Origin of the sequence: Chelatococcus albus (assembly GCF_030067675.1) — a bacterium.
Classification (GTDB): domain Bacteria; phylum Pseudomonadota; class Alphaproteobacteria; order Rhizobiales; family Beijerinckiaceae; genus Chelatococcus_A; species Chelatococcus_A albus.
Genome location: NZ_JASJEV010000005.1, coordinates 118616 through 141725 on the forward strand (window position 1 = coordinate 118616; position 23110 = coordinate 141725).

The 23110-nt window shown below is 68.7% G+C and carries 22 protein-coding genes; 7 read left to right on the forward strand and 15 right to left on the reverse strand.

Translation table 11 applies throughout. The features are described 5' to 3' along the window. The first annotated feature begins 188 nt into the window (after positions 1-188). Positions 189-1136: a hypothetical protein gene (locus tag QNA08_RS09665; RefSeq protein ID WP_283740494.1), complete on the forward strand. Its 948-nt coding sequence runs from the start codon at positions 189-191 to the stop codon at positions 1134-1136. 15 nt (positions 1137-1151) lie between these two features. Here the strand turns inward: QNA08_RS09665 and QNA08_RS09670 are convergent, their stop codons facing one another. From QNA08_RS09670 to QNA08_RS09680, 3 genes are read right to left on the reverse strand one after another with little or no spacing between them, the layout of a single operon-like run. Beyond that, positions 1152-1325 carry a hypothetical protein gene (locus QNA08_RS09670; protein ID WP_283740495.1) on the reverse strand — a complete coding sequence of 58 codons (174 nt, stop codon included), beginning with the start codon at positions 1323-1325 and terminating at the stop codon, positions 1152-1154. A 20-nt stretch (positions 1326-1345) separates the two neighbouring features. Then, the gene (locus QNA08_RS09675) at positions 1346-2386 is read right to left on the reverse strand and encodes a glycosyltransferase family 4 protein (RefSeq protein WP_283740496.1); all 1041 of its coding nucleotides are present in this window, start codon (positions 2384-2386) and stop codon (positions 1346-1348) included. Then, positions 2386-3213, reverse strand: a complete 828-nt coding sequence (locus tag QNA08_RS09680; RefSeq protein WP_283740497.1) for a UDP-2,3-diacylglucosamine diphosphatase — start codon at positions 3211-3213, stop codon at positions 2386-2388. Before QNA08_RS09680 ends, QNA08_RS09675 begins: the two co-directional genes overlap by 1 nt. Positions 3214-3370: 157 nt before the next feature. Here QNA08_RS09680 and QNA08_RS09685 point away from each other — a divergent pair, with 157 nt between their 5' ends. The 5 genes from QNA08_RS09685 (at position 3371) to QNA08_RS09705 (ending at position 7611) form a co-directional block, all read left to right on the forward strand. Further along, complete coding sequence (locus tag QNA08_RS09685; protein WP_283740498.1) at positions 3371-4150, forward strand: SDR family oxidoreductase; 780 nt, start codon at positions 3371-3373, stop codon at positions 4148-4150. Between the two features lie 222 nt (positions 4151-4372). Further along, complete coding sequence (locus tag QNA08_RS09690; protein WP_283740499.1) at positions 4373-5305, forward strand: DMT family transporter; 933 nt, start codon at positions 4373-4375, stop codon at positions 5303-5305. A 73-nt stretch (positions 5306-5378) separates the two neighbouring features. Then, positions 5379-6056, forward strand: a complete 678-nt coding sequence (thiE, locus tag QNA08_RS09695) for a thiamine phosphate synthase (protein ID WP_283740500.1) — start codon at positions 5379-5381, stop codon at positions 6054-6056. After that, positions 6053-6868, forward strand: a complete 816-nt coding sequence (gene thiD, locus QNA08_RS09700; protein WP_283740501.1) for a bifunctional hydroxymethylpyrimidine kinase/phosphomethylpyrimidine kinase — start codon at positions 6053-6055, stop codon at positions 6866-6868. The genes thiE and thiD overlap by 4 nt, the downstream gene beginning before the upstream one ends. Positions 6869-6993: 125 nt before the next feature. Further along, the gene (locus QNA08_RS09705; RefSeq protein WP_283740502.1) at positions 6994-7611 is read left to right on the forward strand and encodes a helix-turn-helix domain-containing protein; all 618 of its coding nucleotides are present in this window, start codon (positions 6994-6996) and stop codon (positions 7609-7611) included. A 57-nt stretch (positions 7612-7668) separates the two neighbouring features. Here QNA08_RS09705 and QNA08_RS09710 read toward each other — a convergent pair whose 3' ends face one another. The 12 genes from QNA08_RS09710 to uraH all read right to left on the reverse strand — a co-directional run bounded on the left by QNA08_RS09710 (position 7669) and on the right by uraH (position 21607). Next, positions 7669-8595, reverse strand: a complete 927-nt coding sequence (locus QNA08_RS09710) for a cytochrome c (protein ID WP_283740503.1) — start codon at positions 8593-8595, stop codon at positions 7669-7671. Positions 8596-8698: 103 nt separating this feature from the next. Then, entirely contained in the window at positions 8699-9136 is a 438-nt protein-coding gene (locus QNA08_RS09715) for a c-type cytochrome (protein ID WP_283740504.1), read from the reverse strand. 179 nt (positions 9137-9315) lie between these two features. Continuing rightward, complete coding sequence (locus QNA08_RS09720; RefSeq protein WP_283740505.1) at positions 9316-9753, reverse strand: c-type cytochrome; 438 nt, start codon at positions 9751-9753, stop codon at positions 9316-9318. A gap of 116 nt (positions 9754-9869) precedes the next feature. Beyond that, entirely contained in the window at positions 9870-12185 is a 2316-nt protein-coding gene (locus tag QNA08_RS09725; protein ID WP_283740506.1) for a xanthine dehydrogenase family protein molybdopterin-binding subunit, read from the reverse strand. Positions 12186-12218: 33 nt separating this feature from the next. Beyond that, entirely contained in the window at positions 12219-15407 is a 3189-nt protein-coding gene (locus QNA08_RS09730; protein WP_283740507.1) for an efflux RND transporter permease subunit, read from the reverse strand. A gap of 144 nt (positions 15408-15551) precedes the next feature. Beyond that, positions 15552-16700 carry an efflux RND transporter periplasmic adaptor subunit gene (locus QNA08_RS09735; protein WP_283740508.1) on the reverse strand — a complete coding sequence of 383 codons (1149 nt, stop codon included), beginning with the start codon at positions 16698-16700 and terminating at the stop codon, positions 15552-15554. A 192-nt stretch (positions 16701-16892) separates the two neighbouring features. After that, positions 16893-17228, reverse strand: coding sequence for a rhodanese-like domain-containing protein (locus tag QNA08_RS09740; protein ID WP_422679890.1), 336 nt, complete (start codon positions 17226-17228; stop codon positions 16893-16895). Positions 17229-17281: 53 nt separating this feature from the next. Continuing rightward, complete coding sequence (locus QNA08_RS09745; protein ID WP_283740509.1) at positions 17282-18601, reverse strand: TRAP transporter large permease; 1320 nt, start codon at positions 18599-18601, stop codon at positions 17282-17284. After that, on the reverse strand, positions 18598-19107 hold the full coding sequence (locus QNA08_RS09750) for a TRAP transporter small permease (protein ID WP_283740510.1): 510 nt from the start codon (positions 19105-19107) through the stop codon (positions 18598-18600). The genes QNA08_RS09745 and QNA08_RS09750 overlap by 4 nt, the downstream gene beginning before the upstream one ends. A 7-nt stretch (positions 19108-19114) precedes the next feature. Further along, on the reverse strand, positions 19115-20167 hold the full coding sequence (locus QNA08_RS09755) for a TRAP transporter substrate-binding protein (RefSeq protein ID WP_283740511.1): 1053 nt from the start codon (positions 20165-20167) through the stop codon (positions 19115-19117). A gap of 497 nt (positions 20168-20664) precedes the next feature. Further along, positions 20665-21111, reverse strand: coding sequence for a peptidoglycan-binding protein LysM (gene lysM, locus QNA08_RS09760; RefSeq protein ID WP_283740512.1), 447 nt, complete (start codon positions 21109-21111; stop codon positions 20665-20667). A gap of 142 nt (positions 21112-21253) precedes the next feature. After that, entirely contained in the window at positions 21254-21607 is a 354-nt protein-coding gene (uraH, locus tag QNA08_RS09765; RefSeq protein ID WP_283740513.1) for a hydroxyisourate hydrolase, read from the reverse strand. A 173-nt stretch (positions 21608-21780) separates the two neighbouring features. Here uraH and QNA08_RS09770 point away from each other — a divergent pair, with 173 nt between their 5' ends. Then, positions 21781-22989, forward strand: coding sequence for a urate hydroxylase PuuD (locus QNA08_RS09770; RefSeq protein WP_283740656.1), 1209 nt, complete (start codon positions 21781-21783; stop codon positions 22987-22989). Positions 22990-23110 lie beyond the last annotated feature (121 nt).

Sequence of the window (23110 nt, forward strand, 5' to 3'; positions counted from 1 at the left end):
TCCATGCGCATCCCGCATGGAGCGGGCCGCGCATCGCGCGCGATCCCCGCACGGGACCAAAGCATTGTCCGCGGCATGGACGCCGGTTCAGCAGAGAACCGAGGTCCGCGCCCGCGAACAGGCTCCTTTATCGAGAGGCTGGACGCGCCGTCCGAATCGATTGAGTCGGAAGGCGCTGCAGGAAGCGCATGACCCGATCGCCCTCGCCGACGGCATCCGCCGACGCCGAATATGACGCCATCGAGGCTGCGGTGCTGGAGACGGCCCGCGGCCGCTGGTTCCTGGCCGAATATGCCCGGCGCAATCGCAACGCCGACACCCGCATGCTGCTCGACGCCATCGCGCGCCTGCAGGATGTTGCGCTCGGCGCGCAGGCTGTGCCGGCGGGCGAGCGCCTGCGGGCGGATCTACGCGACATGGCGCGCGAGATCGCTCGTGCCAGGGACGAGATCGTGGCCCTTCTGCCGAGGGCCACCGTGGCAGAGCCCTCCCGCCGAGCCCGCGTCCTCGACGACGTCGTCGGCGCGGCCCAGCGGGCGACGGCTGAGATTCTGGAAGCGACGGAGGCTATCCAGGAGGCTGCTTGGACTTTGCGCGAAGGCGGCGCCGACGAGACACTCTGCGACGTCCTCGACCGCCGCGCGACGGCGATTTACGCGGCGGCCGACGTGCAGGACGCCGCCGGCCGCCACATCCGCAGCATGGTGCAGCTTCTGCAGCAGATCGAAACACGGCTGGCGGTGATGACGGGCCTCATCGGCGCGGGTCCGGCGACGGCTGGCACCGCAACGCCGGCCGCAGGCGCCGGCGCATTTCGCTCACGCGGGCACGATGGGTTTCTCGCCGACGAAGACGACCTGTTCGAGGCCGAGAGCGCGCCGCGGCGCGCCCCCGCGCCGGCGCCCCGCCGGCCCGTCCTGCGGCTCGTCAGCTCGACCCCGCATCCCGATGGTCCGCCCTCCGTCACGGCCACCGGGCGAGGCGAGGACGCGGGGAACGCGCAGAAGATGGCGCAGCCCAGCCCGATGGACGCGAGCCCCGTCGGCAGCAAGGGCGACGCGCCGGCCCTTCGGCCGGAGGTCTTTGCCGCAATCGACGCCATGAGCCTCGAGGACAAGCTCACGCGCTTCACCTAGAGGCTGTCCCGGTCTTCATCCCCAGGTCAGCGGGTCCAGACGAAGATAGAAGCCGAGGCGTCGCTCGTCCGGCTGCGCGATGGCGTGAATGTCGAAGAGACGATCATATGCCGCCCGGGCGTCCTCTGGCCCGGCCCAGCTCTCGTGCGCGTTGCCGAGAAGGAGGGACAGGTCGTTTCGCCATGCCATGTCCCGATGCGAAAGTCCGCTCATTCCGTCGCCGCAGGGCCGGAGCGGTGGCCGTCCTCGCGGGCATGCGCCAGGCGGACGTTGTCCAGGAACTGGCGCGCGCTCTCCCGCCAGGTGAAGGAGAGCGCATACGCGCGACAGCCCTCGCGCGGGATGGCGAGCGCCGCGCGCACTGCGCGCCCGAGATCGGCATCGAGCACGCCGCAACCACTGTCGCCGATGACATCGAGCGGCCCGGCGACCGGAAAGGCCGCCACCGGCAGTCCGGACGCCAGAGCCTCCAGGAGCACGATGCCGAAGGTGTCGGTGAGGCTCGGAAAGACGAAGACGTCGGCGGACGCATAGATGGCTGCGAGCTCCGCGCCGGAGCGCACGCCGAGAAAGCGCGCGTCCGGATGCGCGGCCTCCAGCGAGGCGCGGGCCGGCCCGTCGCCGACCACCACCTTCGTGCCGGGCAGGTCGAGCGCGAGAAAGGCGGCCACATTCTTCTCGACCGCCACCCGCCCGACATAGAGGAGGATCGGGCGCGGCGCGTCGATCACCGACCCTGCGCGCGGGCGGAAGAGCTCGGCGTCGACGCCGCGCGTCCAACGCATCAGATGGCGGAAGCCGCGGCTCGCGAGCTCGCGCTCCAGCGTCGATGTGCTGACCATGGTGCCGGCGCCTGCATTGTGGAATCGCCGCAGCCAGGCGTAGCTCCAGCGTTCGGGCACCGGCAGGCGGGCCGAGAGATATTCGGGAAAGCGCGTGTGGTAGCTCGTGGTGAAGGGCCGCCCGTCCGCGAGGCAGACGCGGCGGGTCGCAAGCCCGATCGGCCCTTCGGTCGCGATGTGCACGTAGTCCGGTCCGAAACGCTCGATCGCCCGCCGCGCGGCGCAGGGTGTCGCCATGGCAAGGCGGATCTCGCGGTAGGTCGGCAGCGCCACGGTGCGGAAGCAGTCCGGCGTCAGGAACGACAGGTCCGCGCCGAGTGCCGGCGCCTCCTCGGCGAGGTTCTCGAGCGAGCGCACCACGCCGTTGACCTGCGGACGCCAGGCGTCCGTCGCCACGAGCACACGCATCAGGCCGCAGCCCTGGCCGCCGCGGCAGGGGCCGGCATGGGCTCTTCGCCGGTAGCCGGCGCGGCCTGACGCCCGGCCCAGCGCACGATCTCGAACCGGCCATCATAGTGCTCGACGACGGCTGTGCAGGATTCCACCCAGTCGCCCGTGTTGATGTAGCGCACGCCGAAGCCGTCGTGCATCGCGGCATGGTGGATGTGGCCGCAGATGACGCCCTTGACCTCGTGGCGCTTCGCCTCGGCCGACAGGAGCTCCTCGAAGCGACCGATATAGTTGACCGCGTTCTTGACCCTGAGCTTCGCCCAGGCCGACAGCGACCAGTAGGTGAGCCCCAGCCGGCGGCGCACGATGTTGAGGTGGGTGTTGAGATAGAGCGCCGCGCCATAGGCCCAGTCGCCCAGGAGGGCGAGCCAGCGCGCGTGCCGCACCACGAGATCGAAATGATCGCCGTGGATCACGAGATAGCGCGCCCCGTCGGCACTCTCGTGGATCGCATGGTCGACGAGCTCGATGCCGCCGAAGGTCGAGCCGACATAGTCACGCAGGAACTCGTCGTGGTTGCCGGGGATGTAGACGAGGCGGCTTCCCTTGCGCACCTTGCGCAGGAGCTTCTGCACCACGTCGTTGTGGGCCTGCGGCCAATACCAGCCGGACTTCAGACGCCAGCCGTCGATGATGTCGCCCACGAGATAGAGCGTATCGGCATCGTAATGACGCAGAAAATCGATGAGCAGATCCGCCTGACATCCCTTCGTCCCCAGATGGACGTCGGAGATGAACAAGGTCCGAACCCGGGTGACGTCGACGTCTTGCCGCACGGTGCCCATCCGACTGCCTGACTTCGCGGCTTCAGAAACCGGATTCCCGTTTCAGTTTGATGACGCCCGTCGCCATTCATGACGGCGGCGCATGGCCACCGCCCGCGGACCGGCTTGCGCGCCGGCGCGACTTCCGGCCACAAGTCTGGGCGACGGAGGAAAACGCATGGATCTCGGAATCGCCGGCCGCAAGGCCATCGTCTGCGCCTCGAGCCGCGGCCTAGGCCGGGGTTGCGCCGAAGCGCTCGCGGAAGCGGGCTGCAGCGTCGTCATCAATGGCCGCGACGCGGCCGCCCTCGACATGACCGCCGCCGCCATCCGGCAGAGGACGGGAGCGGACGTGACAGCGGTCGTCGCCGACGTGTCGACGCCCGAAGGCCAGAAGCTGCTGCTCGCCGCCTGCCCGGAGCCCGACATCCTCGTCAACAACAACGGCGGCCCGCCCTACCGCAATTTTCGCGAACTCGACCGCGAGGCCATGATCGCCGGCGTGGTGCAGAACATGGTCACCCCGATCGAGCTCATTCAGGCGGTTGTCGGCGGCATGATGGAGCGGGGCTTCGGCCGCATCGTGGACATCACCTCCGCCTCGGTCCGCACGCCGATCAGCGGGCTCGACCTCTCATCGGGCGCGCGCGCCGGCCTCACCGCCTTCCTCGCGGGCGTGGCGCGCGAGGTGGCGCCTCACGGCGTGACCATCAACCACATCCTGCCGGGCATCTTCGACACCGATCGGTTGAAGGCGGGCTTCGCCCGTGCCGCCGCCGTGCGCGGCGCGAGCGTCGACGCCGTGAAGGCCGAGCGCATGGCGGAGGTGCCGGTCGGCCGGCTCGGTACGCCGGAGGAGTTCGGCAAGCTCTGCGCCTTCCTGTGCAGCGTGCATGCGGGTTACATCACCGGCCAGAGCATTCTCATCGACGGCGGCGCCTTCCGCACCACCGTCTGAAGCCGGCGCAGCAAGTGAAGACGTGCGGCGCGGGGAGAGGCCTGCCCGGCAACCGGGCATGACCGCCTGCCCAGCCGCCCCGCACAGCGGGGGGCGGACCTGAGGAACGCGATGCGCCCCCGAGCAGCGCGAAGGCTGCATGTCAGCCCTGCCGCCGCCCGTCTTGGTCGCGGCGGGGCTTCGTGCTCTCTGGGGGATGCTCTTCGCCGGAAAGCGCCGTCCGTGTCCCCCCTCCTCGGCATCAGCCTCAAAGTCCTGTCCGCGCTGTCCTTCACGCTGATGTCGGCCGGCATCAAGTATGTCAGCACGCGCTTTCCCACGGGCGAGCTCGTCTTCTTCCGCTCGGCCTTCGCGCTCCTGCCCCTCATCGCCTGGCTCGCCACGCAGGACGCGCTCGTCGATTCGCTGCGTACGCGCAACGTGCTCGGGCATCTGAAGCGCGGTGTCATCGGCTCGACGGGCATGTTCTGCGGTTTCACCGCGCTCGGCTACCTGCCCCTGCCCGACACCATCGCCATTGGCTACACCGCGCCGCTGCTCGTCGTCGTGCTCGCCGCGGTGATCCTCAAGGAGGTGGTGCGCTTCTACCGGTGGACGGCGGTCGGCATCGGCTTCGCCGGCGTACTCATCATGCTCGTGCCGCATTTCTCCGAGAGCGCGCTCGTCAACGGCTTCGGCACGGGGCCCGCCATCGGCGCCCTCTTCTCGCTCGCCGGCGCCTTCTGCGCCGCCGGCGCGACCATCGAGGTGCGCAAGCTCATCGGCACGGAGAAGACGGGCGCCATCGTCTTCTATTTCTCCATGCTGACGACGCTGCTCGGCCTCTCGACGATCCTCATCGGCAACTGGTCGGCCCCGACGCTCGCCGAGTTCGGCCTCCTCGTCGTCATCGGCATCCTCGGCGGCATCGGCCAGATCCTGCTCACGCAGAGCTACCGCTTCGCGGACGCCTCCCTCGTCGCGCCGTTCGAATACACCACCATGATCTGGGCCCTCGTCATCGGCTGGTTCGCCTTCGGCGAACTGCCGGCGGCGACGGTCCTCATCGGCGCGGCCATCGTGATTACCTCGGGCCTCTTCGTCATCTGGCGGGAGCATCAGCTCGGCCTCGAGCGCAAGCGCGCCCGCGAGGCCGCGCCGCCGCGCGCGACCTGAGACCCGGCCTCGCCGCTTGCCAAGGCGGCGGCGGCGTCATAATGCCTGCTCCCTCCCGAGAACGAGGCCGCCAGTGACGCCGGTCGATCTCCGCCTCTACGCCATCCTCGATCCGACGCGCACGTGCGGGCGCGATCTGCCCGCGCTCGCCGCCGCGGCCGTCGCCGGGGGTACGACGCTCCTGCAGTATCGCGACAAGGAGGCCGACACGCGCACCCTCGTCGCGCGCGCCCGCGCCATCCGCGCGGCGACCGCCGGCAGCGGCGTGCCGCTCCTCGTCAACGATCGGGTCGATGTCGCGCTCGCCGCTGGAGCCGACGGCGTGCACATCGGCCAGGAGGATATGGCGGCGGAGGATGCACGCCGGCTCCTCGGTCCCGCGGCCATCGTCGGCCTGACCCTCAAGACCGAGGCGCACGCCCGCGCGCTCGCCGGCGCGCCCGTGGACTACGCCTGCATCGGCGGGGTCTTCGCGACGGTCAGCAAGCACAATCCCGAGCCGCCCGTCGGCCTCGCCGGCCTCGCACACATTGCCGAGGTCGCCCGCGCCACGGCGCCCGGGCTGCCGGTCGGCGCCATCGCCGGCATCGACGCAACGAATGCGGCAGGCGTGATCGGCGCCGGCGCCGACGGCATCGCCGTGATCTCCGCCGTCTTCATGGCTGAGGATGTCGCCGCTGCAAGCCGCCGCCTGCGCGCCGTCGTCGACGAAGCGCTCGCCGCACGCGGCAGCACGGGGAGCCCGGCATGACCGCCATCGCCGTCACCATCGCCGGTTCGGACTCGGGCGGAGGCGCCGGCATCCAGGCCGACCTCAAGACATTCTCGGCGCTTGGCGTATACGGCGCGAGCGTCATCACCGCCCTCACCGCCCAGAACACGCTCGGCGTCCAGGGCATCCACGACGTGCCGCCGGATTTCGTGGCGCGGCAGATCGATTCCGTCTTCTCCGACCTCGCAGTCGGCGCCGTGAAGATCGGCATGCTGTCGCGCCCCATGGTGATCGACATCGTGGCCGCCGGCCTCGATCGCCACCATGCCACGCAGGTGGTGCTCGATCCCGTCATGATCGCCGCGAGCGGCGACCGGCTCCTCGCTGCCGAGGCCATCGAAACCCTGCGTCGCGTGCTCCTGCCGCGCGCTCTCCTCGTCACGCCCAACCTGCCGGAAGCGGCGGCACTCCTCGACGCACCGGTCGCCGCGAGCGAGGAGGAGATGCGCGCGCAGGGGGCAAGCATCCTCGCCTTCGGCCCGCGCGCCGTGCTGATGAAGGGCGGGCACGGCACCGGCCCCGAGAGTGTCGACCTCCTCGTCACACCGGAGGGCGTGGAGCGTTTCCCTGCGCTGCGGCGGGAGACCGCCAACACGCACGGCACCGGCTGCACCCTCTCCTCGGCCATCGCCGCGGGCCTCGCCAAGGGAGAGCCGCTCGCCGAGGCGGTCGGCCATGCGAAGGCCTATGTCAGCGCCGCCATCGCCGCCGCGGACAGGTTGCAGATCGGGGCGGGGCACGGCCCGGTGCATCACTTCCACCACTGGTGGCCGGCGGGCGACCGCCGCTGAGCGCCGCCCGGGGGTGTCGGCGCGGCCCGCGGTCGCGCTTGATCGCGTCGCGGCCTTCCGGCACATTGCGTCCGACTTTCCAAACAACCGTTCGCTTTACCGAAAGCGCCCCGGAGGCAACCACCATGGCCGTCGAAGGCAAGGATCGGAGCCGCGAGCTCGAAGCCGGCGCGCAGATCTTGTCCGGCCACCTGGGCAAGACCGTCCAGCGCCTGCGCAAGGCCTACAACCTGTCGCTGTCGGAGCTTGCCGAACAGTCGGGCGTGGCGAAGTCGATCATCAGCCAGATCGAGCGCAACGAGACGAACCCGACGCTCGCCACCATCTGGCGCCTGAGCCAGGCGCTCGACGTATCGATCGAGCGGGTGCTCGCCACGGGCGGCGATGAGCCCTTCATCGAGCGTTCGTCACGTGCCGACACGCCCATCCTCGTCTCCGAGGATGGCAAGATGCGCCTCGCCATCATCGGCTGGATCAAGACCGTCGAGTGGCTGCAATGGTACGACGTGCAGGCCGAGCCCGGCGCCGTCCTCGAATCCGACGCGCATCAGCGCGGCTCGGTCGAGAGCCTCTCCGTGCTCGAGGGCGAATTCGAGGTCGAGGTCGGCGGCGTCGTGCAGACGGCCAAGGCCGGCGAGAGCCTGCGCTACCGCTGCGACCGTCCGCATATCGTGCGCTGCGTGGGCGAGACGCCCGGACGCGCCACCATGGTGTGCATCCTCAAGGCCGCCGTGATGGATTGAGGATGAGCCGCATACCTCTCTCCCCGTCGAACGGAGGAGAGGGAACCCATGTTCTCCCTATTTCGGTGCCTTCTTGACGGCGCTCGGCCGCGCAGGCAGCGACTTCAGGTAGTCCGCCATCGCCTCACGGTCGGATTGCGGCAGGTTCGCCGTGTTTTTCACCACCGGCGCCATGTTGGAGCCGACGGAGTCGAACTCCGGCGTGAAGCCTGTGGTCAGAAGCTCGACGATGTCGCTCTTCGACCAGGAGCCGATGCCGCTCGCATCGGGCGTGATATTGGGCACGACACCCTTGCCGTCAGGATTGGGGCCGCCGGCGAAGCGCTGCTCGGACACGATGCCGCCCAGCCGGTCGCGCGGGCTGTGGCACTCGGCGCAATGCCCGGGCCCCTCGACGAGATAGGCGCCGCGGTTGGCGGCGGCGCTCTTGCCGGCGGCCGGCTCGAAGACCTTGCCGTCGAGATAGATGAGCTTCCAGAAGCCGAGAGCCCGGCGAATGTTGAAGGGGAACGGCAGGTCGTGATCGCGCACCCGGCCCTCGACCGCCGGCAGCGTCATCATGAAGGCGAAGAGATCGCGCAGGTCGCCCGCGTTCATGCGCTGGTAGGACGTATACGGGAAGGCCGGGTAATAGTGCCGGCCGTCGGGCGACACGCCCGCCCGCATGGCGCGGACGAACTGCTCCGGGGTCCAGGCACCGATGCCGTCGCGCGGATGCGGCGAGATGTTCGGCGCGTAGAAGGTGCCAAAGGGCGAATGCAGCGCGAGCCCGCCGCCGAGCCGCGTCTTGTCCTCGGCCCCCGGGACGGCGTGGCAGGAGGTGCAACCGCCGGCGTAGAAGAGCGTGCGACCGTTTTCGAGGTTCGACGCGCCGCCCGGCAGCGCCTCCGTGCCCGTGGCCTGCAGCGAGGGGCTCGTGAGAACCCACGCACCACCGGCGCCGAAGAGGGCGACGAGGGCGATCGCCCCCATGAAACGCTTCATCGCATCAATCCACCATCATGACATCATGGGCTCGCCCGGAAGGGCGCCCGCCCGCGCGGGGCGGAAGGCTTCCCGCCTCCCGCCCCGGCATCGGGCCCGAGAGTCAGCTCTTCTTCATGCGGAAGGACTCGTGGCAGGTGCTGCAGTTCTTCGTGACGGCACCGAACGCCGCCTTGAAGCCGTCGAGATCGGCAGCCTTGCTGGCGGCATCCGCCGCATCCTTCTCGAACTTGGCGGCGGCCGCCGTGAAGCCGCTCTTGTCTTCCCAGATCTTCGCCGCGGCCTCGGTGTTGCCGCCGGTCTTCGTGTTGTCCGGGAAGAGCGCCGGGAACTTCTGCGCCGCCTGCTGGTAGGCCTTGAAGATCTCCTGCGCCTTGACTGAATCGAAGGGCATCTCGCCCTTGGCCATGGCGGCGCCCGTCTTCGTCGCGGCCCCGACGCTCTTCATGGTGTCCTTGCGCTCGGCGATCGGATCGTTCGCGGCCACGACGGCCGATACGCCCAGGGCGAGCGCTGCAACGACAATGACGGGACGGATCATGGCACGGATTCTCCTGTTCGATTCGACGGCCGAGCGACCGTTGCGGGCGATTCGGCGCGCGGCATTCAACACGGACAGTTTGTCATCATTCCAATGACGAGATGGTGAGGACCCGGCTGCGCACGGCGCGATGTCTGCAAGGACTTCCTTGCACGAGCGCAAGACCGGTGGCTGGCCGCTCAGCTCTTCTTGATGCGGTATTTCTCGTGGCAGGCGCCGCAGTTCTTCGTCACGATCGCGAAGCCCGCGCGGAAGCTCGCGAGGTCCTTCGTCGCCGCGGCCGCCTCCGCGGCCTCCTTCTCGAACTTGGCGAAGCCGGCCCGGAAGCCTGCCATGTCCTCCCAGATGCGCGGGGCGGCACTCGTGTCCCCGCCGGTCTTCGAATTCTCGGGGAAGAGCCCCGGCATCGTGCGCGCGGCTTCCTGATAGGTCCTGAAGATGCCCTGTGCCTTGGCGAGATCGAAGGGCGCCTGGCCCTTCGCCATGGCGGCGCCGGCCTCCGTCGCCGCGCCGTTCGCCTTCATCGTCTTCTTGCGCTCGGCGATGACGTCGCCCTGCGCCAGCACGGCCATTGCGCCGGACGCCAGCATAAGTGCTGCAGCGGCGATGCGGATCATGATGCCCTCCCTCAGGCGTGACGATCCGTCGACAGCCGGCGTGGCGCCGGCCGCCGCCCATTTGAACACCGCCGCCCCGGGGTTGTTCCAGACAAATCCGCACGACGCGGCGGCGCTCAGGCCGCCTTGGCTGCCCGCGCCGCGTTGATTGCGGCGAAGATGCGCGCTGGCGTCGCCGGCATGTCGATGTGCGCCGTTCCATAGGCACGGTGCAGCGCGTCGACCACCGCGTTCATGACCGCCGGCGTCGCGCCGATGGCACCGGCCTCGCCTGCACCCTTCATGCCGAGCACGTTCGTCGTCGACGGCACGTTGCGCGTCTCGAAGGTGAAGGAGGGGATGTCGCCGGCCCGCGGCAGGCCGTAGTCCATGAGCGAGGCCGTGACGAGCTGACCGTCGCCATCATAGACCGTGTGCTCATGCAGGGCCTGGCCGATCCCCTGCACGGCGCCCCCGTGCACCTGGCCGGCGAGCAACAGCGGGTTGAGAGTCACGCCGAAGTCGTCGACCACCGTATAGCGTTCGATGGACACGGCGCCCGTGTCCGGGTCGAGCTCGATCTCGCAGATATGCGAGCCGTTGGGATAGGTGGCCTCCGGCGGCGTCCACTCGTCCTCCACCGAGAGGAGTTCGGGCGTGGCAGCCGGCAGCGCCGCGATCTCGGCGAAGGAGAGAGCCCGGTCCGTGCCGGCGATCCGAACCGCACCTGCGGCAATCTCGAGGTCGGCCGGGCCCGCCTCCAGGGCGTCGGCTGCGAGCTGCTTCAGATTATCGCCCAGCGTGCGGGAGGCCGCGGCGACCGAAGCCCCGCCGACGGGGATCGAGCGCGACCCGCCAGTACCCCCGCCAGTGGCGATCATGTCCGTGTCACCTTGGTGCACCTTGACCTTGTCGAGCGGCAAGTCGAGGTGATGGGCGACGAGCTGCGCGTAGGCGGTGAGATGGCCCTGGCCTGTCGACTGAGTGCCGATGAGCACCGTGACCGAGCCATCCTTCTCGAGTCGCACCATCGCCTTCTCCGCCGCGCCGCCGGCGCAGGCCTCGATGTAGGTGGCGAGCCCGATGCCCCTGAGGCGCCCCGCCCTGCGCGAGGCCTTCAGCCGGTCCTTGAACCCGGCCCAGTCGCCGAGCTCCTGGGCACGGCGCATGTGCGCCTCGAACTCGCCCGTGTCGTAGACGCGCCCTGTCTGCGTCGTGTGGGGCATGCGCGACGGCTTGATGAAGTTGAGCGCCCGGAGTGCATCCGGTGCCTTGCCGATGGTGCGCGCGATATGGTCGACGAAGCGCTCGATGACGAAGGCTGCCTCCGGCCGGCCCGCACCGCGGTAGGCGTCGACCGGCACGGTGTTCGTATAGATGCCGCGCACGCGCACGTGGACGGCCGGGATGTCGTAGCAGCCCGGCGACATGCCGGCCCCGAGCGCCGGCACATAGGGGCCGAACTGCGAGGCATAGGCGCCGAGGTTGGCCTTGAGATCGACGCGCAGGCCGAGGAAGCGGCCGCGCTTGTCGAGCGCCATCTCGGCGACCGTCAGGTTGTCGCGCCCCTGCGTGTCGCCGAGGAAATGCTCGCCGCGCTCCGCCACCCAGCGCACCGGCCGCCCGAGCCGCTCGGCGGCGACCGCACAGAGCGGATATTCGCGGTACATGAAGATCTTGGTGCCGAAGCCGCCGCCCACGTCCGGCGTGACGACGCGCACGCGCGCCGGATCGACCTTCAGGATGCGCGTCGCCAGAATGTCGCGGATGTCATGGCTGCCCTGGCTGCCGAGGGTCACCGTCCAGCGGCGGCTCGCCGCGTCGTATTCGGCGAGGCAGGCGCGCGTTTCGAGGTAGTTGGCGACGAGGCGATTGTTAACGAGCTTGAGCGAAACGACCCGATCGGCCTTGGCGAAGGCCGCGTCGGTCCGGGCCTTGTCGCCGATCTCGGTGTCGAAGGCGACATTCGTGCCGAACTGCGGCCAGACGAGCGGTGCGTCCGCCGCGAGCGCCGCCTCGATCCCGACCGTGACGGGCAGTGAATCCCATTCGATCGAGAGCGCCTCGGCCGCGTCGCGCGCCTGTGCCTCGCTCTCGGCGACGACGAAGGCGACCGCCTCGCCCACGTGCCGCACCGTGTCCTTGGGCAGGACGGGACAGGGGGGCACGGCCATCTTGCGACCGTCGCTGTTCTTCGCCGGCGCGAGGCACGGGATGTCGCCGAGGGCGGCGACATCCGCATGGGTGAGCACCATGAGGACGCCCGGCATCGCCCGTACCGTCTCGACATCCTCGATGCGAAAGCGGGCATGGGCGTGCGGGCTGCGCACGACCACCGCATGCGCCGTGCCCTCCGGCACAACGTCCGAGGTATAGCGCCCCGCGCCGGTCACGAACTTCACATCCTCGACCCGCCGCGCCGGCTGGCCGATGCCGAACTTCATGGGACGCATGGGCTCTCCTGTGACGATGATGCGATCAGCCGCTCAGCTTACCGGCGCCTGTTCGGCCGTCGAGTGACGCCGGCGCTTGGCAGGCTTGAGCCAGATGACGAGGTGGCGCAGGGCGACATAGAACACCGGCGTCAGGAAGAGGCCGAAGAAGGTCACCCCGACCATGCCGAACACGACCGCCGTGCCGAGCGCCTGGCGCATCTCGGCACCCGGGCCGGTCGCGACGGCGAGCGGCACCACGCCGAGGATGAAGGCAAACGAGGTCATCAGGATCGGGCGCAGGCGCAGGCGGCAGGCCTCGATCACGGCCTCCACCGGCGCCCTCCCCTGCTCCTCTGCCTGCTTGGCGAACTCGACGATGAGGATCGCGTTCTTGGCCGCGAGACCGACGAGCACGACAAGGCCGATCTGGGTCAGGATGTTGTTGTCCATGCCCCGGATCAACACGCCGATCAGCGCCGACAGCACGCTCATCGGCACGATGAGCACGATGGCGAGCGGCAAGGCCCAGCTCTCGTACTGCGCCGCCAGGACGAGGAAGACGAACAGCACGGCAAGCGCGAAGATGAACACCGCCGTATTGCCCGTCGCCTTCTCCTGGAAGGCGAGGTCAGTCCAAGCGTAGCCCAGGCCCGGCGGCAAGGTATCGCCCGCCAGCCTCTCCATGGCATCGAGCGAGGCACCGGACGACTTGCCGGGCGCAGTGTCGCCCTGGATCGGCACGCTCGTGAACATGTTGTAACGCTGCACGAGCGTCGGCCCCGCCACGTCACGCACGTTGACGAGGGAACCGAGCGGCACGAGCGCCCCGGTGGCGCTGCGCACCTTGAGCTGCGTGATCGTTTCGCGGTCGAGGCGGAAGGCGGCATCGGCCTGCGCCCGCACCTGGTAGACGCGGCCGAAGACGTTGAAGTCGTTCACATAGGCCGAGCCCAGGTTGACCTGCAGGGCCTCGAATACGCTGGACAGCGGCACGTCGAGCATGCGCGCCTTCGTCCGGTCGATGTCGAGATAGATCTGCGGCGTATTGGCACCGAAGGTCGTGAAGACGCGCACCAGGTTAGGGTCCTGGTTCGCCTTGCCGATCAGGTCGCGCGAGGCCGCAAGGAGCTGGGACAGGCCGACGCCCGTCTTGTCCTGCACTTGCATCTTGAAGCCGCCCGCGTTGCCCAGACCCTGCACCGGTGGCGGCGGCACCGCGATGGTGAAGGACTCCTGGATCGACTGCAGCTTGCCGATGAGCTGCCCGGCGATGGCGTTGGCGGTGAGCCCCTGTGCGAGCCGCTCCTTGAAGGGCTTCAGGGTGGCGAAGACGACGGCGGCGCTCGACGAGGTCGTGAAGGTCGCGCCGTCGAGACCGACGATCGCCACCGCATTGGCGACCCCCGGCGTGCCGAGCGCGATGTCGCTCACGCGCTTGCCCACCTCGTCGGTGCGCGTCAGCGACGCGCCATCGGGGAGCTGGGCGACCACGATGAGGTAGCCCTGGTCCTGCGCCGGGATGAAGCCGGTCGGCACCGTCCTGGCGACGAAGGCCGTCGCCCCGACGAGCCCGCCGTAGATGCCAAGCACCACGAGGAGCACGAGCTTGCGGCCGACAAGACCGCGCACGGTGCGCGCATAGCCTCGCGCCGCCTTGTCGAAGCCTGTGTTGAAGCCGGAGGCGAAGCGTCCGCCGATGCGGGCGATGAGCGACCTCGGCCGATGCTCCGGATCGTGGTGCTTGAGGAGAAGCGCGCACAGGGCCGGCGACAGCGTCAGCGAGTTGAAGGCCGAAATGATCGTCGAGGCCGCGATGGTGAGCGCGAACTGCTGGTAGAAGCGGCCGGAAATACCCGGAATGAACGCGGTCGGGATGAACACCGCCGACAACACGAGCGCGATCGCCATCACCGCCGTGCCCACCTCGTCCATGGTCTCGTGCGCCGCGTCGCGCGGCGACATGCCGAGCGCGATGTTGCGCTCGACGTTCTCGACCACGACGATCGCGTCGTCGACCACGATGCCGATGGCGAGCACCAGGCCGAACAGCGTCAGCGTGTTGAGGGAGAAGCCGAAGGCCGCCATGACGGCAAAGGTGCCGACGAGCGAGACCGGGATGGCGATGATCGGGATGATCGCCGTGCGCCAGGACTGCAGGAAGACGATGACGACGAGGACGACGAGGATCACCGCCTCGAAGAGGGTCTTGTAGACCTCCTCCACCGACGCGGCGATATATTCCGTCGGATTGTAGACGATGGTGTAGTCGACGCCCTTGGGGAAATCCTTCTTCAGCTCATCCATCTTGCGGATGATGTCTTCCGAGGCCCGCAGCGCATTCGTGCCGGGGCGCTGGAAGACGCCGATCGCCACCGCTTCCTTGTTGTTGAGGTAGGAGTTGGTGACATAGTCCTTGGCGCCGAGCTCGACGCGCGCCACGTCCTGCAGGCGAACCAGCCTGCCTTCCGCCCCGGCCTTGACGATGACCTCGCGGAACTGCCTGACGTCGGTGAAGCGGCCCTGCGTCTGCACGGTGAGCTGGAAACGCGCGTCCGCCGGCGCGGGCTGCTGGCCGAGCGCGCCGCCGGAGACCTGGATGTTCTGCTCCTGCAGGGCGCGCACGACATCGCCGGCGCTCAGCCCGTAGGAGGAGAGCTTGTTCGGATCGAGCCACACGCGCAGCGAGTATTCACGCGCGCCGAACACCGTGATGTCGCCCACGCCCTCGAGGCGCAGGAGCTCGTCGCGGATGCGGATCAGCGCGTAGTTCGACAGGTAGAGCTGGTCGAAGCTGTCGTCGGGCGACAGGATGTGCACGACCATGAGGAAGTTCGGCGAGCTCTTGCGCGTCACCACGCCGAGCTGGCGCACCTCGGCCGGCAGGCGTGGCAGCGCCACTGCGACGCGGTTCTGCACGAGCACGTTCGCCTGGTCGAGATCGGTGCCGATCTTGAACGTGATCGTGAGCTGCATCGTGCCGTCGGCGGTGGAGTAGGAGGACATGTAGAGCATGTCCTCGACGCCGTTGATCTCCTGCTCGATGGGGGTTGCCACCGTCTCGGCCACGGTCTGGGCGTTGGCGCCCGGATAGGTCGCGCGCACGACGATCGTCGGCGGCGCAATCTCCGGATATTGCGCCACCGGCAGGTTCACATAGGCGATGTAGCCGACGAGCAGCAGGACGATCGAAAGGACCGAGGCGAAGATCGGCCGGTCGACGAAGAAATGGGTGAATTTCATCGGGGTCAGCCCCTCGCGGCTGGGACGACGGCAAGAGCGGCACCGGCCGAAGAAGAGGGCGCTTCGGCGCGGAGATCGGCTCCGACTTGTTGAACTCGCGCCGATCCGGCGACCGAGGCCGCCCGGGTCGCCGCGAAGGCGCGCTCAGGACGTGCGCTTCGGCGGCAGGGACGTCATCTGCGGCGTGACCTTGGCCCCCGGCCGCACGCGCTGCAGGCCGTTGATCACGATGGTCTCGTCGCCCTTGAGGCCCTGGCGCACGACGCGGTAGCCATCGATGCGCGGGCCCGGCCGGACGGGACGGGCGCTCACCCCGCCGTCGTCGCCGACGACCCAGACAAGGCGACGCTCCTGGTCGGTGGCGATCGCCTCGTCGGGAACGAGCACGCCCTGATAGGGCTTGGAGCCCGGCACCCGGACCTGCCCGAACAGACCCGGCGTGATGAACAGGTCCTTGTTGGGCAGGATGGCGCGCACACGGACGGTGCCGGTGGCCTGGTCGACGCGGTTGTCAACGAAGTCGAGCGTCCCGACTCGCGTCGGCTCCTTCTCGTCGGTGAGCGCGAGCTTCACGCTCGACGACTTGCAGCGGTGCACGCCGTCGGCCGGGACCTCGAACGCGCGGCAATAGGCAAGGAAGGAGCGCTCGTCGACGTCGAAGTAGAAGTAGATCGGGTCGAGCGACACGATTGTCGTCAAGAGGCTCTGGTTGGCGTTGACGAGATTGCCCTCGCTGACAAGCTTGCGGCCGATGCGCCCGGAGATGGGGGCGCGGATCTCCGTGAACTCGTAGTTGAGCCGCGCCTCACGCACGGTGGCCTCCGCCCGGTCGAGCTCGGCCTTTGCCGTGAGGTAGTTCTGGCGGCGCTGGTCGAGAAGCTGGTCGGAGATGTTGCCCGTCTTGCGCAGCGACTCGGCGCGCTCGAGGTCGCTCTCGGCGAAGCTGAGCCGCGCCTGGGCAGACACGAGCGTCGCCTCGGCCTGGTCGAGCGTCGCCCTGTACGGCCTGCGGTCGATGACGAAGAGCAGGTCGCCCTTCTTCACCACCGAGCCGTCGGTGAAGGCGACGGATTCGAGGTAGCCCGAGACGCGGGCCCGCACCTCGACGATGTCGATCGCGTCGAAGCGGCCGGAGAAGTCATCCTGCTCGACGATTTCCTTGACGAGGGGCTTCGCCACCGTGACGGGCGGAGGCGGCGGAGCGGCCTGCGCCTTCTTCGGCTGGGCCTCGTCGCCGCACGCGCCCAGGCTCGCGAGCATGAGAACAGGAAGAACAAGCCTGACGAAGCGCATGAACAACCCCAGAAATGCGAAATGCGGCGAAAACTCGCCGCTTTGGCGCTATATCGGGCGCATCATGGGCGGATGACAAGTGCGCTATCGCACATGAACGCGAGCCGCCGGCGTGGCAGCGCGCGGGATTCGGCCGCTCCGCCGCCCATCGTCTTGCGCTGCCCGGAGAAGGTGTCCCTGCCCCGGGTTTCCTCAGTCGTACGCGATCTCTTCCCCGCGTGCGACCCAATCCTTGAACCCGCCACGATAATGCGCATGGACGTCGCAGCCGAACGCCTGCGCCAGCGTGATCGCCTTCTCCGACCGCACGCCCGCCGCACAGGAGAAGACGAGGCGCCTGCCGCCCGCCTCGGGCAGCAGGCGCGGATCAAAGGTGGACAGCGGGAAGGACACCGCTCCGGGGATGTGCCCGGCTGCGAATTCGTGCGGTTCACGCACGTCGACAACGAGGATCGAGCCATCGGCGAGGCCGCTCTTCACCTCCTCGGCGTCGAGGTCGACGATCCCCACCTCTCCGACACCGGTCATCGAACCGTACTCCCCACCAGTTCAGCGAGCCGAAAGCTTGGCCATATCGGGCCTCACGTCAACCACCGAACGAGGGCGAGCGCCAGCGACGGGAAGGCCACAACGAGGGCGAGCCGGACGACGTCGGCCACGAGGAACGGCAGAACGCCCTTGTAGGTCCGCGTGATCGGCACCTCCTTGGCGATGGCGCTGATGACGAAGACATTGAGGCCGATGGGCGGAGCGGTGAGGCCGATGCCCACGACGATGAGCACCAGAATGCCGAACCAGATCGCCACCTCGTCCGTCGGCAGTCCGAACTCGAGCGCCGTCACGATCGGAAAGAACACCGGCAGGGTGAGCAGGATCATGGCGAGCTCGTCCATGACCGCGCCGAGGACGATGTAGAAGGCGAGCAGGACCGCAACGACGGCGTAGGGCGGCAGGCCGAGGCCGCTCACCCAGTCCGCCGCCTCGGTCGGCAGCTGCGACAGGGCGAGGAAGGCGTTGAATACCTCCGAGCCGAGCAGGATGATGAAGATCATGCCCGAGGTCTCGGCGGTCTGCAGGAGGCTCTGCCTGATCTCCCGCCAGCCGAGCGTGCGCTGCGCGATGCCGAGCACCAGCATCGCCACGGCCCCGACGGCCGCACCCTCGGTCGGCGTGAAGACGCCGCCGTAGATGCCGCCGACCACGATGAGCGCGATGAGAAGTGCCGGCCACACCGCCATCAGCGACCGCATGCGTTCGGCCCCGCTCGCCTTCTCGTGCTGCGGCGCGAGCTTGGGATCGCGCCGGGTGACGACGGCGATGACGGCGCAGTAGAACAGCGCCGCGAGGATGCCGGGCACGAAGGCCGCCATGAAGAGCTTGGCGATGTTCTGCTCGGTCGAGATCGCGTAGACGACGAGGATGACGGACGGCGGGATGAGAATGCCGAGCGTGCCGCCGACCGCGATCGTGCCCGTCGCCAGGCCCGGGTCGTAGCGGAAGCGGGCGAACTCCGGCAGGGCGGCGCGGCCGAAGGTGGCGGTGGTCGCCACCGACGAGCCGCAGATGGCGCCAAATCCCGTGCAGGCGGCGATGACCGCCATGGCGAGGCCGCCACGCAGATGCCCGACGAAGGCGCTGCCGGCGCGAAACAGCGCGGTGGCGAGGCCGGAGCGCTCGGCAAAGGCGCCCATCAGCACGAAGAGCGGAATGACCGACAGCGTGTAGTTGGCGAACTGATAGTAGGGGTTCGTCTTCATGTAGGCGAGGAACGGCCCCCAGCCGGACAGATAGACGTAGCCCGCCGCGCCGGTGACAAGCATCGACAAGCCCACCGGCATGCGCACCGCGATGAGCACGAGCATGCCGACGAAACCGAGAATGGCGACGGAAATTCCGCTCACGGGCGGCTCCTCAGCAGCTTGAGGCCGGTCACGACAGCGGTGACTGCGAGTACGGCGACGAGAGCGGCGCAAATGGCGAAGACGGGGGCGAGCGGCACGCCGAGCACCATGGAGTTGGTGCCGTTGGCGAAGGTGTCGCGCGTCCCGCCGACAAGAGACCAGGCGATGAGCGCCATCGCCGCAGCGTAGACGAGGTCCCAAACGGCATCGATGGCGCGCGTCACGCGCGGGGGCAGCCGCGTGGTGAAGGTGTCGACCATGATGTTGCCGCGCAGGGCCTGGCAGATCGGCAGGAAGGCGAAGACTGACAGCGCAACGGCGATCTGCACGAGTTCGAAGTCGCCCGGAACGGCACCGTAGCCGAACCAGCGGCCGAGGACGCTCACGGTGACGAGGAGAGCGGCGGCGACGGAGAGGATGCCGCCGAGGATGGCGATGACGGAAGTGACCGCCGTCAGGGCGTCGCCCTTGCGGGCGGCGCCGGCCGTTTCAGGAGGGGGGCTCATGACGACCTCAGGAGGCCTTTTCGTACTTGGCGAGCGACGCGCGGGCCGCATCGAGGAGCTTGCCGCCGTCGAGGCCCTTGTCCTTCATCTGCTTGAGCCAAGTGTCGACCACGGGCTGGGTGGTCTGGCGCCAACGCGCCGCCTCCTCCTCGGCGATGACCGTGATGACGTTGCCGCGCTTCCTCACCATCTCGGAAACGACGACCGCCTGCTCGTCCCACACCTTGCCCGCCATCGCCGCCGCGACGAGGCCGGAATTGGCGTCGATCACCGTCTTCAGGTCGGCCGGCAGGCCCTCGTACTTCGCCTTGTTCATGGCGAGGATGAAAGTGGAGGTGTAGAGCGTCGGCGAGCCCGGGATCTCGGTATGGTACTTGACGAGTTCCTGCACCTTGATGGCGGGCACGACCTCCCAGGGCACGACGCAGCCGTCGATGACACGCTGGGCAAGCGATTCCGGCACCTGCGGGATCGGCATGCCGATGGCGTTGACGCCGAGTGCCTTGAGCGCCTCGCCCGCGAGGCGCGTGGGGAAGCGCAGCTTCAGCCCCTTCAGGTCGTCGAGCGTCTTCACCTGCTTGTTGGCGTGGATCAGCCCGTGGTCGTGGGCCCAGAAGCAGATGGGCTTCACCTCCCGGAACTCGTCCTTGAGATGCGCCTCTGCGAACTCCTGGAGCGCCTGCGAATTCACGATGGCGCGCTTGGCCGGCACGAAGGGAAGCTCGAAGGTCTCGATCCCCGGGAAACGACCCGGCGTGTTGCCGGGCAGGGTCCACACCAGGTCGACCACCCCGTCGCGTGCCTGGTCGAAGAGCTGCGGGGGCGTGCCTCCGAGCTGCATCGACGGAAAGATGTCGATCTTGATGCGGCCCTGCGACTCGGCGGCGACCTTCCTGGCCCAGGGAGCAAGGAACTTCGCATGGCCGTTGGACACGGCCGGCAGGAAGTGGTGCATCTTGAGCGTGACCTCCGGCGTCTGGCCGAAGGCGGTTCGCGCCACGAAGGGCGCGGCGACGGCGGCGCCGGCTAAGCTCAGGAACTGGCGGCGTGCGATTCTCATGGATGTCCTCCCTGGAGCGGCCTTGTCACGCCCGGCGTCTGCGGTCGGGTCGCGAGTTGGATCGACGCCTCTGATCGCCGATCCCGACAGATTGCAACGAGAAAGCCTGACGCAGCGAGTGCAAAAGCGCAGCCGGGAACACCGCCCGAAGCGCGCCCTCTGTCCGGCCGATGCTCACGACCCACGCCATCCTCCCCTCCACCGTCGCGCCCGTTGACCGGACGTCGCGAAGCGCCGAGCGGCGCGGATAATAGTTTCATTTGAAACCATTTCAATCCGCTCTGACGATCTGTTGAAGCGGGCCGGCCGCGCCGCCCGCGAGTTGGCGCCTGCCGGGGCGCTTGTGCGATTATCGCACGCATCTCTGTTTTTCGAACGACGTTAACGGTCGGCCGCAGGAGGGTCAAGGAAGCCCCGCGGCCGATCCACTGGGAGCCGGAAGGCGACATCGTGCGACAAGGGGGCGACGCCCCCTCGGGCCGCCCGACCGCGCCGGCTCAGGCCAGCGGCGGGATGCGCAGCACCTGCCCGGGATAGATCTTGTCGGGATGGGCGAGCATCGGCCTGTTCGCCTCGAAGATCGCCGTATGCCTGGTGCCGTTGCCCCTCCCGTAGATTTCCTCGGCGATCCTCCAGAGCGTGTCGCCCTTCTTCACCGTGTACATCCTGGCTTTCGGCGTCTCCCTGATCACGGCAAGCTGCTCCTCGACCTCGGCGACGCCGATCGTATTGCCGAGCGCCAGAATGATCTTCTCGGCCTCCTCGGTCGACGCAGTCTGGCCGGAAACCTTCACCTTGTCGCCGTCGACGGTGATGCTCAGACCGTCCGCCTTCAGGCCGTGCTTCTCCACTTCCTTCTTCAGATCCTCGGCCGAGGCGGCCTTGGCCTCGCTGGCGCCGAACAGCCTTTCGCCGGCTTCCTTGATGAAGCTGAAGAGTCCCATGACACGCTCCCTGGTTGAAGGATCCGTTGGCGGACGGGCCATCAGGCCCCGGACCGCCACCCCGATCAAGGCGGAGCGACCGTACCCGAGGCTGCATCCTTCCGCGGCAATGCGACCGCCGCATCACGGCGAACGATCGCCCTCAGCTGCCGCGATAGGTCGAATAGCTCCAGGGCGAGACGAGAAGCGGCACGTGATAGTGGCCCGCCGCCTCGGCAATGCCGAAGCGGACGGGCACGACATCGAGAAACGGCGGGTCGGCGAGGGCCGCACCCTGGCTGCGAAAATAATCGGCGACGTGGAAGACGAGTTCGTACGCGCCCGGCGCCAGGGCCTCGCCGGCGAGGAGCGGTGCATCCGTGCGCCCGTCGGCATTCGTTTGCGCCTCGGCGATCAGGCGGCGGCCATCGCCGCCGAGCCGATAGAGCGCGAGCCTCATGCCGTCCGCCGGCCGACCGTTCGCCGTGTCGAGAACATGGGTGGACAGTCGCCCCATCGCATCGCCTCCGCCTCGTGCTTCCTCGCCCGTTGTACCCGAACAGCCGCGGCGGTGCGCCTCCTCTTCCGGGCGCCTCCAGCGCGATCCGTCGCGAGGGCCTTCCCTCTTGGCCCGCCCGACCGCTCCGAACTACGCTCGCCCCGACGCAGCGTCGGGGGACGGACCGCGTGATTCTCGAGCCATATCTCTGGGAATGGGGCAGCCTGATCCTGCGGTGGATCCACGTGATCACCGCCATCGCCTGGATCGGCTCGTCGTTCTACTTCATCCATCTCGACCTCAGCCTGAAGAAGACCCCGAGCCTTGCGGAGGGTGTCGGCGGCGAGGCCTGGCAGGTGCACGGCGGCGGCTTCTACCGCATGCAGAAATACACGGTCGCGCCGCCGGAGCTGCCGCACGACCTCACATGGTTTAAGTGGGAGAGTTATTCCACCTGGATCTCGGGCTTCTTCCTGCTCGGCTGGATCTACTACGCGCAGCCCGACCTCTACCTGGTCGATCCCGTCGTGCGCGCCCTCTCGCCCTCGGCTGCCGCGGGCATCGGCATCGGCAGCCTCATCTTCGGCTGGCTGATCTACGACGGCCTCTGCCGCTCGCCGCTCGGACGCAACGACGCCGCCCTCGCGGCGGTGGGCTTCGCTTTCCTCGTTGCGGCGGCCTACGGCTTCACGCTTGTCTTCGGCGGGCGCGGCGCCTTCATCCACACTGGCGCCCTGATCGCCACCATGATGACGGCCAACGTCGCCCGCGTGATCATTCCCAACCAGCGCAAGATCGTCGCCGACCTCCTCGCCCACCGCGCGCCCGATCCGGCGCTCGGCACGGCCGCCAAGCAGCGTTCCACCCACAACAACTACCTGACGCTGCCCGTCGTCTTCCTGATGCTGGCGAACCACTACCCGCTGGCCTTCGCCTCGCGCTGGAACTGGCTCATCGTGGCCCTCGTCATCGTCGCCGGGGCCGTCATCCGGCACTTCTACAACAGCCGTCACGCCGGCCACCCCTCCCCCTGGTGGACCTGGGGCGTGGCCGGCGCGACCGTCGCGCTCGCGGTCTGGCTGAGCATGATCGGTGCTCCGGGCGCGGGCACCGTCGCTCGCCCTCCGGCGGAGACGCCGGCCTTCGCGCGGGCCGTCGAGGTCATGCAGACGCGCTGCGCGATGTGCCACGCGCGCGAGCCTGTCTGGGCCGGCATCGCCGTCGCCCCGAAGGGGGTGCTGCTCGAGACGGCCGCCGACGTCGCCCGCCAGGCGGAGGCGATCGCCGTCCAGGCTGTCCTGTCACAGGCCATGCCGCCCAACAACATCACCGAAATGACATCCGGCGAGCGCCGGACGGTCGCCGCATGGCTCGCCGAACGCCAGGCCGCATCCCGCTAAACGCAAGTGATTTCAGGCGGTTCCGTAGCAGTGGACAGCCGCGAGAAAGAATATTGCCAAGCGTCTGCGCTTGGCGCACGCTGCCGCCCAATCGCGAGCCGGAGGGGCTTGCGCCAGCGAC

Coding starts and splice junctions, on each gene's coding strand:
- QNA08_RS09665 (WP_283740494.1), top strand. CDS start 189: ATGACCCGATCGCCCTCGCCGACGGCATCCGCCGACGCCGAATATGAC.
- QNA08_RS09670 (WP_283740495.1), bottom strand. CDS start 1,325: ATGGCATGGCGAAACGACCTGTCCCTCCTTCTCGGCAACGCGCACGAG.
- QNA08_RS09675 (WP_283740496.1), bottom strand. CDS start 2,386: ATGCGTGTGCTCGTGGCGACGGACGCCTGGCGTCCGCAGGTCAACGGC.
- QNA08_RS09680 (WP_283740497.1), bottom strand. CDS start 3,213: ATGGGCACCGTGCGGCAAGACGTCGACGTCACCCGGGTTCGGACCTTG.
- QNA08_RS09685 (WP_283740498.1), top strand. CDS start 3,371: ATGGATCTCGGAATCGCCGGCCGCAAGGCCATCGTCTGCGCCTCGAGC.
- thiD (WP_283740501.1), top strand. CDS start 6,053: ATGACCGCCATCGCCGTCACCATCGCCGGTTCGGACTCGGGCGGAGGC.
- QNA08_RS09705 (WP_283740502.1), top strand. CDS start 6,994: ATGGCCGTCGAAGGCAAGGATCGGAGCCGCGAGCTCGAAGCCGGCGCG.
- QNA08_RS09710 (WP_283740503.1), bottom strand. CDS start 8,595: ATGAAGCGTTTCATGGGGGCGATCGCCCTCGTCGCCCTCTTCGGCGCC.
- QNA08_RS09715 (WP_283740504.1), bottom strand. CDS start 9,136: ATGATCCGTCCCGTCATTGTCGTTGCAGCGCTCGCCCTGGGCGTATCG.
- QNA08_RS09720 (WP_283740505.1), bottom strand. CDS start 9,753: ATGATCCGCATCGCCGCTGCAGCACTTATGCTGGCGTCCGGCGCAATG.
- QNA08_RS09725 (WP_283740506.1), bottom strand. CDS start 12,185: ATGCGTCCCATGAAGTTCGGCATCGGCCAGCCGGCGCGGCGGGTCGAG.
- QNA08_RS09730 (WP_283740507.1), bottom strand. CDS start 15,407: ATGAAATTCACCCATTTCTTCGTCGACCGGCCGATCTTCGCCTCGGTC.
- QNA08_RS09735 (WP_283740508.1), bottom strand. CDS start 16,700: ATGCGCTTCGTCAGGCTTGTTCTTCCTGTTCTCATGCTCGCGAGCCTG.
- QNA08_RS09740 (WP_422679890.1), bottom strand. CDS start 17,228: ATGACCGGTGTCGGAGAGGTGGGGATCGTCGACCTCGACGCCGAGGAG.
- QNA08_RS09750 (WP_283740510.1), bottom strand. CDS start 19,107: ATGAGCCCCCCTCCTGAAACGGCCGGCGCCGCCCGCAAGGGCGACGCC.
- QNA08_RS09755 (WP_283740511.1), bottom strand. CDS start 20,167: ATGAGAATCGCACGCCGCCAGTTCCTGAGCTTAGCCGGCGCCGCCGTC.
- lysM (WP_283740512.1), bottom strand. CDS start 21,111: ATGGGACTCTTCAGCTTCATCAAGGAAGCCGGCGAAAGGCTGTTCGGC.
- uraH (WP_283740513.1), bottom strand. CDS start 21,607: ATGGGGCGACTGTCCACCCATGTTCTCGACACGGCGAACGGTCGGCCG.